The sequence below is a fragment of the Streptomyces sp. MA5143a genome, from assembly GCF_900290235.1.
Classification (GTDB): domain Bacteria; phylum Actinomycetota; class Actinomycetes; order Streptomycetales; family Streptomycetaceae; genus Streptomyces.
Map to the genome: position 1 here is coordinate 1 of NZ_OLMK01000150.1, position 15,558 is coordinate 15,558.

Annotated in this window: 10 protein-coding genes and 2 pseudogenes; 10 read left to right on the plus strand and 2 right to left on the minus strand. The window is 69.8% G+C overall.

Annotated elements, in window-relative coordinates; genetic code table 11:
• Positions 1–43 precede the first annotated feature (43 nt).
• The 10 genes and pseudogenes from SMA5143A_RS42050 (at position 44) to SMA5143A_RS42095 (ending at position 10,357) form a co-directional block, all read left to right on the plus strand.
• Complete coding sequence (locus tag SMA5143A_RS42050) at positions 44–526, plus strand: SRPBCC family protein (RefSeq protein WP_107468042.1); 483 nt, start codon at positions 44–46, stop codon at positions 524–526.
• A gap of 110 nt (positions 527–636) precedes the next feature.
• A pseudogene (locus tag SMA5143A_RS42055) lies at positions 637–1,702 on the plus strand (zinc-binding dehydrogenase).
• A 409-nt stretch (positions 1,703–2,111) separates the two neighbouring features.
• Positions 2,112–3,395, plus strand: coding sequence for a cytochrome P450 (locus SMA5143A_RS42060; protein ID WP_107468043.1), 1,284 nt, complete (start codon positions 2,112–2,114; stop codon positions 3,393–3,395).
• Positions 3,392–4,525 carry an acyl-CoA dehydrogenase family protein gene (locus SMA5143A_RS42065; RefSeq protein ID WP_107468044.1) on the plus strand — a complete coding sequence of 378 codons (1,134 nt, stop codon included), beginning with the start codon at positions 3,392–3,394 and terminating at the stop codon, positions 4,523–4,525. Before SMA5143A_RS42060 ends, SMA5143A_RS42065 begins: the two co-directional genes overlap by 4 nt.
• The gene (locus SMA5143A_RS42070; protein ID WP_258194077.1) at positions 4,515–5,717 is read left to right on the plus strand and encodes a GNAT family N-acetyltransferase; all 1,203 of its coding nucleotides are present in this window, start codon (positions 4,515–4,517) and stop codon (positions 5,715–5,717) included. Before SMA5143A_RS42065 ends, SMA5143A_RS42070 begins: the two co-directional genes overlap by 11 nt.
• A 57-nt stretch (positions 5,718–5,774) precedes the next feature.
• Positions 5,775–6,227: a type II toxin-antitoxin system RatA family toxin gene (locus tag SMA5143A_RS42075; RefSeq protein ID WP_107468046.1), complete on the plus strand. Its 453-nt coding sequence runs from the start codon at positions 5,775–5,777 to the stop codon at positions 6,225–6,227.
• Positions 6,228–6,361: 134 nt separating this feature from the next.
• On the plus strand, positions 6,362–7,606 hold the full coding sequence (locus tag SMA5143A_RS42080; RefSeq protein WP_107468047.1) for a class-III pyridoxal-phosphate-dependent aminotransferase: 1,245 nt from the start codon (positions 6,362–6,364) through the stop codon (positions 7,604–7,606).
• A gap of 107 nt (positions 7,607–7,713) precedes the next feature.
• Positions 7,714–8,031: an acyl carrier protein gene (locus SMA5143A_RS43420; RefSeq protein ID WP_181362298.1), complete on the plus strand. Its 318-nt coding sequence runs from the start codon at positions 7,714–7,716 to the stop codon at positions 8,029–8,031.
• Positions 8,028–9,296: a beta-ketoacyl-[acyl-carrier-protein] synthase family protein gene (locus tag SMA5143A_RS42090; protein WP_107468049.1), complete on the plus strand. Its 1,269-nt coding sequence runs from the start codon at positions 8,028–8,030 to the stop codon at positions 9,294–9,296. The genes SMA5143A_RS43420 and SMA5143A_RS42090 overlap by 4 nt, the downstream gene beginning before the upstream one ends.
• Before the next feature lie 20 nt (positions 9,297–9,316).
• Positions 9,317–10,357 (plus strand): SDR family oxidoreductase, encoded by a 1,041-nt coding sequence (locus SMA5143A_RS42095; protein WP_107468050.1) that lies wholly within the window; start codon positions 9,317–9,319, stop codon positions 10,355–10,357.
• A gap of 89 nt (positions 10,358–10,446) precedes the next feature.
• Here SMA5143A_RS42095 and SMA5143A_RS42100 read toward each other — a convergent pair.
• Positions 10,447–12,029 (minus strand): annotated as a pseudogene (locus SMA5143A_RS42100) (alpha-L-fucosidase); the annotation flags it as partial.
• A 986-nt stretch (positions 12,030–13,015) separates the two neighbouring features.
• The gene (locus SMA5143A_RS42105; RefSeq protein WP_107468051.1) at positions 13,016–15,214 is read right to left on the minus strand and encodes an MMPL family transporter; all 2,199 of its coding nucleotides are present in this window, start codon (positions 15,212–15,214) and stop codon (positions 13,016–13,018) included.
• Between the last annotated feature and the right edge of the window lie 344 nt (positions 15,215–15,558).

Genomic DNA, 15,558 nt, shown 5'->3' on the forward strand with positions numbered 1-15,558 from the left:
ACCAGCTCTGAGTCATGGGCGCAGATAGCAAGGGAACCCTGTCATGAACCGTTTCGTCGTCGCCGAGACCGCCGTCATCGACGCCCCCGTCGAGCGGGTGTGGGAGGTCATCTCCCGCACCGACCGGTACGCCGAGTGGGTCGCCGGAGCCATCGAGGTCACCGACCACCACGGCGTCGCCACCATCGGCAAGACCTACTCCGAGCGCAACCGCACCCTCGGCCCGCTCAAGACCGACTCGGTCTGGACCGTCGAGGAGATCGTGCCCCTGAAGCGCCGCGTCGACACCGGCGTCGGATTCGCCCCGCTCCAGGACATCACCAACATCTTCGAGTTCCGCCCGGTCCAGAGCGCCGACGGCCGGGAGGCGACGGAGATGCTCTACCAGGTCGAGTACAGCATCGGCCTCGGCCCGCTGGGCCAGCTCCTCGACTCCGTACAGGAGTCCTCGATGCGCGCCGGAATGCGCACCTCCATGGCCAACCTCAACACCCTGCTGCGATCCGAGGACACGAACACCGGCTGACGGTGACGAAGGTCAGCGGCCGCCCGCCGCTTGCGGGCCGGGTCCTCGGCGAACCCGGCTCGCGCCCTTCGCAGAGATCCGCCCTCACCCAGAGAACCGAGGTTCCGATCATGTCCACCACCATGCTGGCCGGACGTCTCCACCTGGACACCCGCACCTTCGCGGTCGAAGAGGTCCCCGTTCCCGTCCCCGGTCCCGGAGAGGTGCTGATCGAGGTCAGGGCCGCCGGAGTGTGCCTGTCCGACGTCCACCTGATCGACGGCGGCCTCACCCCTGCCTTTCCCGTCGAGGCGGTCACCGGTTCGGGCGCGGTCACCCTCGGCCACGAGGTCGCGGGCGTCATCCACACCCTGGGCCGCGGCCTGTTGGGGGACTGGGCCCCCGGCATGCGCGTCGCCCTGCAGGCCCGGCCAGGCGTGCGGAGCATGCACCGACTGCATGAGCCGCTCCCCCTGTCCACGGCCGCTCACCCGCGGCGTCGACTACGACGGCGGCTGGGCCGAGTACGCCGTCGCCCGCGAGGACACCCTCGCCCCCCTCTCCGACCACCTGCCCTTCGACCAGGCCGCCATCATCCCCGACGCGGTCTCCACCCCCTATGCCGCGATCACCGAGTCCGGGATGGTCCGGCCGGCGCAGTCCGTCGGCGTCTGGGGCGCCGGCGGCCTGGGCGCCCACGGCATCCGGATTGCCCGCCTGGCCGGCGCCGCGCCCGTCATCGCCGTCGACCCGCTGCCCGAGGCCCGTGAACGGGCCCTCGCCTTCGGCGCCGACATCGCACTCGACCCCGCCGACCCGGGATTCACCGAAGCCGTGAACCTGGCCACCGGCGGCCACGGTCTCGACGTCGCCTTCGACTTCGCAGGTTTCCCCGCGGTCCGCGAGCAGGCTGCCGCGGTCCTGGGCGCCGGCGGTGTCCTCGTCCTGGCTGGCCTCACCCCGGAACCGCTCACCGTCACCGACAGCACAGGGTTCAGCTACCGCGGCAACCAGATCCGAGGTCACTACGGCTCCGGACCAGAACACGTGACCCAGCTCATCCGCCTGGCCGCCACCGGCAGGCTCGACCTGGCGCCTTCCATCACCGATCACATCCCCCTGGCGGAGGCGGCCGGCGCCGTCGCCCGGCTGGAGAAGAAGACCGGCAACCCGATCCGCCTCGTCCTCACCCCGTGAACCACCGCGCGCCCACCGGTGAATGATCTGGCCATCTGCGTCTCGTGGATGCAGCCATGGCAGGCGGCGCAGGCTATGACGGTCCTGCGGCGCTGATCCAGCATGACCTGCACTCAGTCGGACGGCGGCTGTTTGATCTCGAAGACTACGTCGGCTCTGCGAGCTCGACCGGTCGTCAGTTCGCTCGTAGCGTCAATCGACGAGTCAAATAGGGTGTTCGGGGTCGAGCAGATCTACTGTGCGCTGTCCAACTCCGCGGAATACGCCGGCCGGTTTCACCTCCAGCATCTACCCCTCACCACGCCTTCACCATACCTGCTTCGGCTGTCTGAATCCGTAGCAGCTGAATCGGGCTGCCTTCAGCCGCACTTCACGTCATTCCCAAAGAGTCGATCTACCGAGGATTCCCTTGGACCCGCAAACTCTGCTTCTCTCCATCTTCACGCCGGAGGGGCGGGAGAACCCGTTCCCGGCGCTTGAAGCACTCCGCGAGACCGCCCCGGTCTACTACGACAAAGACCTCGACACCTATTTCCTGACCACGTACGCGCATTGCCAGGCCGTGCTGACCGACACGGCCTTCCGCACCCCCGATCTGAGTTGGTGCGAGGAGTATCTCCCGGACTGGCGCGACCATCCCGCGGCCAACTTCTTCTACGCTTCGATGCTCCGCGCCAACCATCCCGACCACAGCCGGCTTCGCCGACTGGTCAATGCCGGGTTCACCCCTCGCCGCGTGGCAGCACTGCAATCCGCCGTCGAGGACCTGACCGACGGCTATCTCGACGCCTTGGCCGACGCCTCCGCGCACGGCCGTGCGGTCAACTTCCAGGAACTGGTCGGTTACCCCCTGCCCGTCGCGGTGGCGGGGGAGTTGATCGGTGTCCCGGCGGCGGACCGCCCCCGGTTCCGCAGGCTGGGCAGTGACGCCAGCCGGCTGCTCGAGCCGGTGCGCAGCCCGGAGGATTGGGCACGGGCCGACGCGGCGGTGACCGAACTGCGTGCGTACTTCGAGGAACTGCTCCAGCGCCGCCGGCGTGAGCCGCGCGAGGATCTCGCGACGGTGCTGCTGGAGGCCCAGGAGGGACAGGAGCGTCTGACCCGGCGGGAGTTGGTCGACACACTGCTCCTTGTCTTCGTCACCGGTTTCGAGACGGCCACGGCCACGCTCGGACTGGTCACCCACGCACTGCTGACACACCCGGACCAGCGGGACCTCGTGACGGGCGACCCCGAGCTCGCGGCTCAGGCGGTCGAGGAAGCGCTGCGCTGGGACTCGCCCGTCCTGATGACCGAGCGGATCGCCACCGAGCGGACCGAGATCGCAGGCGTGACCATCCCGGTTGGTGCCAACGTCACCACAGTCCTCACCGCGGCCAACCGGGACCCCGCCCAGTTCCCCGACCCGCACCGCTTCGACGTGCGGCGCTCCGGAACCAAGGTGCTCAGCTTCGGCGCCGGTCCCCACTACTGCCTGGGCGCCGCCCTGGCACGTCTGGAGGGCACGGTGGCCGTGCGCCGCCTCTTCGCCCGCTTCCCCGAGCTCGCCGTGTCGGGCGTCCCGGTGCGGCGCGAGTCCCTCAGCCTCCGGGTGTACGAGAACCTCCCCCTGACGGCCCACGGCTCTGTGACGTCCCCGGACCGGGCCACCACCATCACCCGCCACGAGAGCGAAGGAGTGACGTCGTCATGAATTTTCTCGGCACCGAGCGCGAGGTGCTCGAAGCACTGCTCCCCGGTCTGGACGCAGCGCTCGCCCGCCACTCGCTGGCGGAGTTGGAGCGGCCCGGCGGCCCCGCCATCGCGGCGTTCCGGGAGGCCGGTGGTCCGGCCCTGCTGGTGCCGGCGCAGAACACCGGCATCGGGGCGGACCCGCTCCAGGCTGTGCGGCTGCAGAGGGCCGTGGGGGCACGTTGCCCGTCCCTGGCCGTGGCCACCACGATGCATCACTTCTCCGTGGCGAGCCTCGTGGAGACCGCCAAGCACGGGGCGGGCTTCGAATGGATGCTGCTGGAGGCGATCGTCGGCAAGCGGATGCTGCTGGCCTCGGGATTCGCGGAGGGCCAGACCGGTCAGTCGATCCTGCGGCCCGCCATCCGCGCCGAGCGGCGCGGTGGCGACGTGGTGCTGAACGGCAGCAAGAAGCCGTGCAGCCTGGCCCGCTCCATGGATCTGCTGACCGCTTCGGTGGTGATGGCGGACGACAGCGGCGTCGAACGACTGGCGGTGGCCATCGTCCCGGCCCAAACCAAGGGCGTGTCCGTACGCCCGTTCTGGCGCAGCACGGTGCTGGCCGGTGCCGAAAGCGAGGAAGTGGTCCTCGAGGACGTCGTGCTGGACCCGCAGTTGGTCGTGCTCACCGATGTCGGAGCCGACGCCGTACTGGACTCGCTTCACATCGCGGGATTCCTCTGGTTCGAGCTGCTGATGACCGCCGGCTACCTGGGTACGGCGAGCGCCCTGGTGGAACGGGTGCTGCGGCACGGACGTTCCGCCGCCTTGGTGCGAGCGGAACTGGTGACAGACGTCAACGCGGCGATGCTCGGGGTCGAGGCCGTGGCCCGCGCCATGCGGGAGTCGCAGGCATGGGACGAATCGCTGCTCGTGGACGCGCTCATGGCGCGCTATGCAGCGCAGGACGCCATCGCGCGCACCACGCGAACCGCGCTGGAGGCGCTCGGCGGGATGTCGTTCATCACCTCGGACGAGGGGACGTACCTGGCGTCGGCGGCCGCGGGGCTGGGCTTCCACCCGCCGTCCCGGGGCCGGATGGCGCAGTCGCTGTGCGCGACCCTGGACGGAGAGCCGCTGCATGTCGGTTGAGGGCCCACACGGGGACGGCGACCCGCGGCGCTCCGCTCCGGGCGGACAGATGGTCCAGACGGCGCCGCGGTACACGGTGGAGTGTCTGACCACCGTCGACGACCTGCCGCGGGAGTTGTGGGACGCACTGGCGCCGGCCCACGATCCCATGTGGGGCCGGGAGGTCTTCACGGCCATGGAAGGGGCGGCCATCGGTCCGGACGTGTACGCCTACCTTCTCGTACGGGGAGACGATCGGCCGGTCGCGGTGCTGCCCCTCAGCGCGGTTCACGGTCTGCGGCTGGAGCGGGTCGTGGGTCCCGGCGAGCGGCGCCTGCTCGCCCCAGTGGCCCGGCTGTTCCCCCGGCTGCTGCGGGTGCCGATGCTCTTCTGCGGCAACTTCCTCGGGCAAGGGCACATCCCGGGCGAGGACCCGCTTGCGCCGCAGGCGGCCGAGCTGCTGGTGCGGGAAGTACTGCAGTTCGCCCGGCGGCACCGCCTGGGCACCGTCGTCTTCAAGGACTTCGCCCCCCGTGACCTGGACGCGCTGCGCCCGGCGCTGGACGGCGAAAGGTTCTTCATCGTCGCCGGTCTGCCCGACACCGAACTCCTGCTAGGTCACCGCGACTTCGAGGAGTACCTCGTCTCGCTGCCGGCCAAGCCCCGCCGCAACGCCCGCAACAAGATACGCAAGTTCCGGGCACAGGAGGGACTGCGGATCGAGGTGCTTCAGGAGTTCGGCGACCTCGTCCCCGACATGATGGGGCTGTACCGGCAGGTGATGGACCGCGCCGACCAGACGCTCGACGTGCTCGACGAAACATTCGTCCGGCGCCTGGCCAACAGCCCGGACGCCGATCAGCGGCTGGTCGCTTGTTTCGAGGGAGACCGTCTTGTCGGCTATCTGCACTGCCTGTTCCGTGGCCGCGGCGCGGTCGGGGCCCGGATCGGTCTGGACTACCGGCTGGCCCACCGGGCGCGGCTCTACCACAACCTCCACTACGCAGCGATCGAGCTGGCGATCACCCGCGGCTGCCGCCACATCCGCTTCGCGCAGACCGCCTACGAGCCGAAACGGGAACTCGGCTGCGAACTGGTCGAGCAGAACTACGCGATGACCCACACCCGCTGGCTGCCCCGCGCCGTGCTGCGTCTGCTGTTGCCACGGGCGCTGGAAACCGCACGCGAACAGGCGCTGGCCCCGAAGTCCTGACCGCGACGTGCCTGCCGACGGCCGCCCCCTGCCACCCCCTACGAGAAAGAGACCGCCATGCCCCTTGTCCAGGTCGAGATCACCATCGCTGCCCCGCCCGAGGACAGCTGGAAGGCTGTCGTCGATGTCGAGAGCTACCCCGCCTGCATGGACAGCGTCCAGTCCGTGGTGGTCCTCGAAGGCTCCGGTGAGGACCGCAGGACGACGGCGTGGTCCGTCCGTCTGAAGGGCTCCGTTCTGGAGTGGGTGGAAGCGGAGCAGCTCGACCACGCGTCCCGGCGTTTCGACTTCCACCAGGTCAGCGGCGACCTCGCCCACTTCGTGGGGCACTGGGCGGTTCGCCCCTCCGACGGCGGCGGCAGCCTCGTGTCGCTGACGGTGGAGTTCGAGATCGGTATCCCCCTCCTCGCGGAGATGCTCAACCCGGTCGCCGCCGCCGCGCTGCGGGACAACGCCCGGCAGATGCTCCAGGCGCTGGAGCGGCGGCTCACCGCCGCTGTCGACGGCTGAGCCGGTGCTCGCCGCCTCCGTCCCCTCACCGATGCCGTCCCGAAAAGACCATGTACCCGGCTGTTCGTCCCCCGTCAAACGCGGCCCGGTCCGGCCGCCCCTTTCTACAGGAGTTCCCGTTGGGAACCAGCTCCATGACCAGCGCCCACGCCGCCAGCCGGGTGTTCGACACACTCCGCCGTCACCAGTCTCCGCAACTCGCCCTGACCGGCAAGCTCGCGGGGCAGGGTGCCGTGGAGTCCAGTGCGCTGGGCGCCCGTGTCACCCTCTCCGACGGCCGTTCCGTGCTCGACTTCGGCTCCTACGCCGTCACCCTGCTCGGCCACCGTCATCCCCGTGTGGTGGAAGCCGTCGGCCGACAGCTCGGCGTCATGCCGACGTCGACCCGCAGTCTGGCCAATCCCGTGGCGGCCGAGGCGGCGGCGCGGCTCGCCGACTACCTCGGGGGCGGACTGCCCAAGGTCTACTTCGGCCTCAACGGGGCCGACGCCGTCGAGGTGGCGGTGAAGCTCGCGCGGCTCGCCACCGGGCGGGAGCGGGTGCTGGCGGTGACCGGCGGTTACCACGGCAAGACGCTCGGGGCGCTCTCCCTCACGCACAGTCCGATGTTCCGGGCGGGACTGCGGGGCTGTGTGGTGGATGTCGTCCATCTAGACCCCCACGACCCGCATGCCGTCCGCGAACAGGTGTCGGCAGGCCCCGTCGCGGCCGTCGTCTTTGAGCCCGTGCAGGGCGAGAACGGCGCGGTTCCGCTGCCGACGGACGTCCTGCGGCAATGGTGCGAGGACGCCCGCGCCCACGGTGCCTTCGCGATCGCCGACGAGATCCAGTGCGGGTTGCGGCGGTGCGGGGAGCGCTCAGTGGCCCTTGCCGACCACCTGCCCGTCGACGCCGTGCTCGTCGGCAAGCCGCTCGGTGGCGGCGTGATGCCGCTGTCCGCCGTCGCGTGCACCCAGGAGCTGTACCGGCCGCTGGAAATGGACCCGTTCCTTCATTCGGCGACCTTCGGAGGGCACCCGCTGAGCTGTGCCGCTCTCCCCGCCGCGCTGGACGCCGTCGAGGAACTCGCCGAACATGGCAGGAAGTTGTCGGACGCGCTCGTCGACGGTCTGCGTGACCTCCGGCAGCGTCATCCCCGCGTGATGAGCGGATACCACGGCCGGGGACTGCTGTGGGGCATCGACTTCACCACACCCGCGGCGGCGGGCGAGACCGTAATCTCGCTGGCCAACAACGGGCTGCTGGTCTCCCCGTGCCTGGGCCGCCCGACCACTGTGCGTCTCCTCCCGCCGCTCGTCACCACCGATGCGGAGTTGGACGAGGCCATGGACATCCTCGACACCGCGCTGACGGCGGCCGGCACGGCGGTCCACGACTGACCGCAGGTCCCGCGAGCGCTGCCGCTCCACCGCACGACTCCGGAAACTCACCCTCCGGAGATGAACCATCACCTCCTCTCACTCATACCAGTATCAAAGGAACCGAGTTGACGCACAACGGCCCCGCGGGCACCAGGACCGCTGACTCTGTCGGCGTACCGTCCTCTTCTGACACGTCCTCTGCCGACCTGTCCGCCGTGGTCCGCGAGACCATCGCGGAGGTCCTCGGGACCACGCCCGACGCCATCGTGGACAGCACCGACCTGCGAACGGAGTACGGCATCGACAGCCTGGAGCTGATGGCGATCGGAGCCCAGCTCGAACGCGTACTGAACGTTCCGATATCGGCCGAGGACCTGATGGGGGCCGACACCGTCGGCCAGGCCGTCGAACTCCTCGCGCAGCGGAAGACGGGGCGGGAATGACTCCGCAACAGCACCACTCAACGGCCGGCCGATGGCCGTCCGAACGCCCGCGCGTCGTCGTCACCGGGATCGGTGTGAAGACCCCGGCAGGCCTCACCCTGGATGAGGTCATGAGCACTGTCCTGGCAGCACGCTCCACCGCCGCGCTCCACGACGAGCTGGCCGAAGGCAGCTCTCCGGTGCACTTCGCCTGCCGTGTGCCCGAGTTCGACCCCGAGCCCTACGTCACCCGCCGGGAGCGCCGCCAGATCGACCGCCCCACCGAACTGGCGCTGTGCGCCGCCGTTGACGCCGTCGAACAGGCCGCACTGTCCGGCCTGCCGTCGGCACGGGTGGGCGTCCATCTCGGCACCGGTATCGGGGGGCTACCCACCATGGAGTCGAGCGTGCGTGAGCACTACGGGGACCCCAGGCGCATGCCCGTGCACGCCGTGCCCCGGACCATGGCCAACTCGGCCGCCGCCCGGGTGGCGATGCGCTACGGCTTCCGTGGTTCGTGCGTCACGTACAACACGGCCTGTGCCAGCGGCGCCACAGCCATCGGGGAGGCCGCCCGCCGGATCCAGTACGGGGAGCTGGACGTCGCCGTCGGCGGCGGCTTCGATGCGGCGGTGACGGCTTTCATGCTCACCGGCTTCTCCCGGATGCAGGCGCTGTCCACCCGCAACGATGCTCCGGAGCAGGCGAGTCGCCCCTTCGACGCCCAGCGTGACGGCTTCGTCATGGGCGAGGGTGCCGCCGTCCTCGTACTGGAGCGACGCGAATCGGCGCTCGCCCGCGGGGCACACATCTTCGGCGAGGTCGCGGGGTACGCCACGAACGCCGATGCCCACCACATCGTCGCACCGCATGCCGAGGGGACCGTCGCGGCCGCCTGCATGGCCGACGCCATCGCCGACGCCGGACTGCTGCCGGCCGATATCGGCCAGATCAACGCCCACGGCACCTCAACGCCGGCGAACGACAGCTCGGAGGCCACCGCCATACACCGGTGCTTCGATGGCCAGGCGCCGCCCGTGACCGCCGTCAAGGGCGTCACCGGGCATCTCATCGGTGGCTCCGGGGCGCTGGAGGCCGCCATCTCCCTGGTCTGCGCGGAGCGCAAAATCGTGCCGCCGGTCGCCAACCTCACGGAGCCCTCCGAAGCCGACCGGATCGACGTGGTCTTCGGCGCTCCACGCAGCGTGGACCGTGCCCCCGTGCTGTCCAACTCCTTCGGTTTCGGCGGACAGAACGTCTGCCTGGTCCTGCTGCCCGCCACGTGAACTTCTGAGGAACTCCTGCCATGCGCATCCTTCTCACTGGTGCCACCGGTGTCGTCGGCGCCGAGGTCGCCTCGCTTCTCGCCGCCGGGACCGCCGACCGCAGCGGCCCCCAGATCGTCCCCACCGCACGCCGCCCCACCGGGAACTCGCCCGTGCGCTGGGACATCGGCGCCGAGCCGGCGCCCGATGCCCTGACCGCCCGGCCGTGGGACGTCATCGTGCACACAGCGGCCTCCACTCGTTGGACCATGACCCGTGACGAGGCCACCGACGCCAACATCCGCACGCTGCGCGAGGTGCTTGCACTGGCCGGTCCCGACACCCATGTGGTGCATGTGTCCACCGCCTACGTCGGTGGCGTGCGTGCCCCGGAGGATCTCCGGGGCGCCGAGTTCGAGGGCTACCGCAACGGCTACGAGTGGTCGAAGGCCGTATGCGAGGACATCGTGACGACCGAGCACCGCGGACCGGTGACCATCGTCCGTCCACCACTGGTCATGGGACGCCGCGAGGACGGGCGCATCGCCCGCTTCTCCGGGCCTTACAGCCTCTTCCCCGCGCTCGTCTCCGGCCTCGCCGCCGTCGTTGTCGGCGACCCGGACGGCTACGCCGAGATCAGTCCCGTCGACGAGGTCGCCGAGGCGATCGCCGCAGCGGCTCTGGGGCCGGCACCGTCCGCACCTCGCACCGAGGTGATCGCCGCGGGCCAGGACAGCCTGCGCCTGGACGCCCTCGTCGACATCACCTGCGACACCCTCAACGCGTTCCGGGCCGAACACGGCGTCGAACCGATCGCCAAGCCTCCGACGGTGTCCACCGAGAGCTGGAACCGCTTCTTCCTGCCGCTGGCCGAGCAGTGGCTCTCCCCGGTCCAGCAACAGGCCGTGAAGCTGCTGGCGATGTTCCAGAGCTACACCAGCATGAGCGAGCCGTTCCCGCCCACCCGTCGGGTGGCCGACCCGGGTGGGGTGATGGCGGCATCGGTACGGCACTGGGCGCAGAGCAAGCCACGCCAGGCGCTCGGCCGGCCCACACCGTGGACGCTGATCAACGCCGAGTGACCGGGCCGAGCCGCGGGGGGCGTGCGTGGCCAAGGGGTCCTAATCCTTGAGTAGTGGCTCCGGTCGGTGTCCTCTGGGGGGCTGGCCGGACTGTTGAGCCATGGCCACTGCAGGACGTTGGCGCCGTTGGCGGTGCCCCCGCTCTGCACGTCGGCGGCCTTGCCGCTGTGCCGGGCGACGAGCCGGTAGACGGTGCCGTCGCCGGGCAGCGTGGTGGACACCAGGGCCGGCTCGGCCGTCCGGCCGCCGATCCTGACGCCGCCGATGTTGGCGTAGCCGCCGGTGGCCGCGTTGACCTGGATCCGCACGAAGCCTACGTTCCGGGCGGGCCATTCGGCCACCTTGATGGCGCGGTTGCCGGCCCACGTGCCGGTGGCGACCTGGGTGAAGTTCGTGCCGTCGGTGGTGTCGTTGCGACTCCACTGCTTGGGCAGGTACTCCAGGGTGGAGACGTTGCTCCACAACCCGCCCAGGTCGATCGTGATCGAGTGGGGCAGGGGCGAGGGCAGTCCCCAGGTCGACCAGCGGGTCTCGTAGCGGACGTCGCTGAGTCCGTCGATGGCGTTCAGCGGGCCCTCGCCGGTGCGGAAGGCGGTGGCGTTCGCGTTGACCGGTGTGACGGGGTGTTCGGCTCGCAGGGGCTGGGTGGGCAGCGGCGGCCGGGAGGTGTCGGGGCTCCATGCCGCGCCGACCTCGGCGAGTCGGTTGACGATGTTGGTGTCCAGCAGGCCGTTGCGGTTGGGCGGGCGGTTGAGGATGAACGAGGTGTACTTCGGTTCCAGGTCGGCCAGGTGCGAGAGGATCGCGTCCTTGCTCATCAGGCTCTCGGTCGGCGTGGTCGGGTGCCAGAACCAGCCGCCGCTGATGGTCTGTCCCTGCATTCCGGCGTAGGTGTTGCCTGCGGGCGCCGTGACGCCCAGCGGCTCCTCGAAGAAGATCGCGTCGCTGAGGAAGGGCTCCGACAGTCCGCCGATGTCGATCATGACGCAGTCGGGCTGAAGCTCCTTCACCAGTGAACGGATCCGCTGGTAGGAGACGGCCTGCTGCCCCATCTGCCATGCGTAACCGTCGGTCATGAACATGCCGATGGTGCCGTAGTTGGTGAGCAGCTCGCGGATCTGGCCGAGGATGAAGGTCATGTCGGCGGGCTGGATGGCATCGGTGATCTCCAGGCCGGTCACCCTGTGCCGGCTCTCCCACGCCTCGACGCCGAAGGTGCGGTCCCATAACGAGTAGTAGAACCCGACCTTCAGCCCTTTCGCCCGGAAGGCGTCGCAGTACGCCTTCACCACGTCGTGCTTGTAGGAGCTGTTCGCGACGTTCTGGGTGCCGCAGGCGCTCGGCCACAGGGCGAAGCCGTCGTGGTGCTTGGTGGTCAGGATGCCGTAACTCATCTTCGCGGCAGCCGCCGCGTCGGCCCACTGTCCGCAGTTGACACTCGGGGGAGCGAAGAGGGTGGGGCTCTGGTTCGGGGCAGCCCACTCCTGGTTGGTGAAGGTGCCCAGGCTGAATTGGTTGAACATGCTGAACCGCATGTCGACCATCCTGCTCAGGTTGGTCGGGTGTCCGCGGCGGACGCCTGCGACAGAAGGCCGGAGAAACCGGGGACGAGCGGCAGAGCGGTCGCGGCGCTCGCCGCACCCGCCGCGCCGAGAAACGTACGGCGAGTCATTCTCGATGAGGACATGGCCCGCTCCTGTGGATCGAATGGCATGGATGGCGGTGACAGCGTGCTGGGGAGTCGACGCAACCGGCGTCATCACGGAACTACGTGCAGGCTGGCCCGCCAGGTGAATTGACCCCCTGAGTTCGGCCCCGGCACAGGCGTTAGGCGCTGGGCAGCAGGTCTTCCGTTCGATACAGGGACCCGGGCGCAACGGCGAAGCCCGCCGTGGAGGACCACCATGCCGACGAGCGGCCCCTTCGGCAGGAGATCGGCTCTGACAAGGTCTTCTCCTGGCAGTTCACAGGACAGCACACGCGGCCATGACCGGCCTTGAATACGGCGTGTGTTCAGCGACTAACATAGGACGTATTAGCGGACACCAGTCGGTCATCTGTCTAGGGTCTCGACGGAAATTGGCAGACGAACGCATAGATTGCCGCTTACAGGCGCGTTCGAGCGCCGGGCTGAGCTACTCGATTCATCGGAGTTTCTTGCCCTCGGCGGATCGAGTGAAGAGGGTAGCTGGGCTCTGCAGATGCCGACCTCGGGCTGTTCCACCGAGATCCGGAGCCTCGGCAGAAGACGGCGTTCCCGAACCAGGCGGACGGTGTCGGACGTGCATGGTGGTAGACGGCTCGCTGGATGTAGGCCGGAGCCGGTCGAGCCTCTGATGTGGTCGGAGCACTTTGTGGCGCTGCTCCTGCGAACAAGCCCACCACTCGCCGAAGCGCGGCGGACCTGCTGCAGGGCGACGTCCTGCCCGGCTACGGGGGCGGGGACGCCGTAGGGCCCGGCTGCCAAGAAGGGTTCAGCCAAGTCGTCTGCGGCGCAGGTGTCGTACGACGGCGGGCCGTACTTGGAAGAACACGACCGTGCACACAGGCGGACGTCGGCCCAGAACATCTTGCGCCGAGGCCCTGGCCCGGAGGGGGTGCTTCCTCCGGGCCAGGGCCTCGGCGCGCGGCGGCTGATGCGCCGGGCGCGCAGCCGGGTCAGGGGACTCGCTCGGGCTGCTTGTGCTGCACCTGCGGGGCCTTCTGGAGGCGTGTGCCTTCTACGTCGAGGTCGGGCAGGACGCGGTCGAGCCAGGCGGGGAGCCACCAGGCGTGCCGTCCGGCGAGGGCGAGGACAGCCGGGACGAGGGTCAGGCGGACGGCGAAGGCGTCGATGGCGACGCCGACGGCGAGCGCGAAGGCGATGGGCTTGATCAGGGCGTCGTCGAGCGGGAAGAACCCGGCGAAGACGGTGACCATGATCAGGGCGGCCGCGGTGACGACCCGGACGCTGTGCCGCGCGCCGTCGATCACCGACCCGCGGGCGACGCCGGTGTGGACCCACTCCTCCCGCATCCCGGAGACGAGGAACACCTCGTAGTCCATGGCGAGTCCGAAGAGCACGCCGATCAGGATGATCGGCAGGAAGCTGACGACGGGTCCGGTGTGGGCGAGGCCGAGGGTGTCCGCCAGCCAGCCCCACTGGAACACGGCGACGACCAGGCCGAGCGAGGCCGCCACCGACAGCAGGAATCCGACGGCGGCCTTGAGCGGGACGACCAGCGAGCGGAACACCATGGTCAGCAGGATCAGGCTCAGGCCGACGACGATCGCCATGAACGGCAGCAGGGAGTCGCTGAGGCGGGTCGAGACATCGATGTTGACGGCGGTGGTGCCGGTGACCGCGACCGTCGCTCCGGTTGTCTCGCGGATGTCCGGGGCGGCGGCACGGATGTCGCGGACGAGCCGGTCGGTGCGGGCGCTGTCGGGACCGGTCTCGGGTATGACCTGGATGACGGTCTGCGCGGGCTCGTGTGTGGGTACGGGGGGCAGGACCGCCTTGACCCCCTTGAGGTCCCGCAGCTTCCGCGCTGCCTGGGAACCCGCGTGCGCGCCCGGCCCCTTGTCGGTCTCGGTCAGCACCAGGAGCGGGCCGTTGAAGCCGGGGCCGAACTTGTCGTCGACCGTGTCGTACGCCGTGCGTTCGGAGGAGGCGGCCGGGGCCGAGCCGTTGTCCGGCAGGGCAAGGCGCAGGTCCGCCGCGGGGAGCGCCAGTGCGACGAGGATGCCGGCGACGGCCAGGACGGTGAGCAGGGGCTTGGCGACGACGGTCCTCACCCAGCGGGCGCCCAGGGTCGCCCGGCCGGCGGATCCGTCGGGATCGGTGGCCCGCCGGGCCTCCTTGCTGCCGGGCTTCGGGGTCAACCGGGTGCCGGCGAATCCGGCGAGGGCCGGGAGCAGGGTGATCGCGGCCAGGACCGCGACGAGGACGGCTCCGGCGGCACCGAGACCCATCACGGTCAGGAACGGGATGCCGATGACGCTGAGTGCGGCCAGGGCGATGATCACGGTGCCGCCGGCGAAGACGACCGCGCTGCCGGCCGTGCCGTTGGCCAGCGCGATGGACTCCTGCGGGTCGGTTCCGCGGGCGAGCTGCTGGCGGTGGCGGGTCAGGATGAACAGGATGTAGTCGATGCCCACGGCCAGTCCCAGCATCAGCGCGAGCGTGACGGCGGTGGAGGAGATGCTGACCGCCGGGGTGAGGGCGAGCAGCCCGGCAAGTCCCACGGCCACGCCGAGCAGGGCGGGCAGCAGCGACATGCCCGCGGCGAGCAGGGAGCCGAAGGTGACGACGAGGACGAGCACGGCGACGGCGACACCGATGATCTCGGACGGGCCTATGTGCACGCCGTTGCTGCCGTAGGCGCTGCCGCCCACCGAGGTCCTGAGCCCGCTCTTCTCGGCCGCCTCGGCCGCCCGTTCGATCACGTCCAGGGACGAAGGGTGTACCTCGGCCCGCTGCACCGAGTACTGCACCTGCACGATCGCCGTGCTCCGGTCGGCCGAGACGGCCCCTGACAGGCCTGGGCCTATGACGGCTTCGACCTGGGGCGCCTTCGCGACCGCCGCCTCGGTTCCGGCGATGGCCGCGGTGTACGGGGCCTCGGTGATGCGGTGGCCCTCGGGTGCGGTGAAGACGATCTGGGCGCCCGCTCCGGAGGCTTCGGGCAGCGTCTCGCCGAGCGTGTCCAGCGCGCGCTGGGACTCGGTGCCCGGCACGGTGAAGCGGTCGTCGAGCTTGCCGCCGAAGACGCCGGCGCACGTAATGAGCGCGGCCAGGACCACGAGCCAGATACCGAGCACCAGCTTGCGATGGCGGTAGGCACTGCGGCCCAGCCGATGGAGCAGGACTGCCATGGCGAACTCCCAAGAGCGGTAAGGGGTTTCTCGGACGTCTCGTCGCGGACACGGACGCGGGACGAACGGCGGAACGGGTCGGCCGCGCCGTGGAGCGGCTGCGGGCATGAGGCATTTCGGTGCCAGGGCGGCATCCGAGTGCTTCGAGCACCGACTTTAACAGTTGCTCAAGTTGGGTGACTAAATCATTCAACTGGAACTAACGACATTGTCAGTTGACCATGTCGCCTGTATGGTGATGGTCACCGGAGCACACCGCCCCCGGGAAGAGCCAGGTCATGGGCCTGCGCCGCTCTCCCCGCGGAGCACGTCCGCAGCGCCGGGACCACCGCAGGACAAGGAGT

Coding starts and splice junctions, on each gene's coding strand:
- SMA5143A_RS42050 (WP_107468042.1), top strand. CDS start 44: ATGAACCGTTTCGTCGTCGCCGAGACCGCCGTCATCGACGCCCCCGTC.
- SMA5143A_RS42065 (WP_107468044.1), top strand. CDS start 3,392: ATGAATTTTCTCGGCACCGAGCGCGAGGTGCTCGAAGCACTGCTCCCC.
- SMA5143A_RS42070 (WP_258194077.1), top strand. CDS start 4,515: ATGTCGGTTGAGGGCCCACACGGGGACGGCGACCCGCGGCGCTCCGCT.
- SMA5143A_RS42075 (WP_107468046.1), top strand. CDS start 5,775: ATGCCCCTTGTCCAGGTCGAGATCACCATCGCTGCCCCGCCCGAGGAC.
- SMA5143A_RS42080 (WP_107468047.1), top strand. CDS start 6,362: ATGACCAGCGCCCACGCCGCCAGCCGGGTGTTCGACACACTCCGCCGT.
- SMA5143A_RS42090 (WP_107468049.1), top strand. CDS start 8,028: ATGACTCCGCAACAGCACCACTCAACGGCCGGCCGATGGCCGTCCGAA.
- SMA5143A_RS42095 (WP_107468050.1), top strand. CDS start 9,317: ATGCGCATCCTTCTCACTGGTGCCACCGGTGTCGTCGGCGCCGAGGTC.
- SMA5143A_RS42105 (WP_107468051.1), bottom strand. CDS start 15,214: ATGGCAGTCCTGCTCCATCGGCTGGGCCGCAGTGCCTACCGCCATCGC.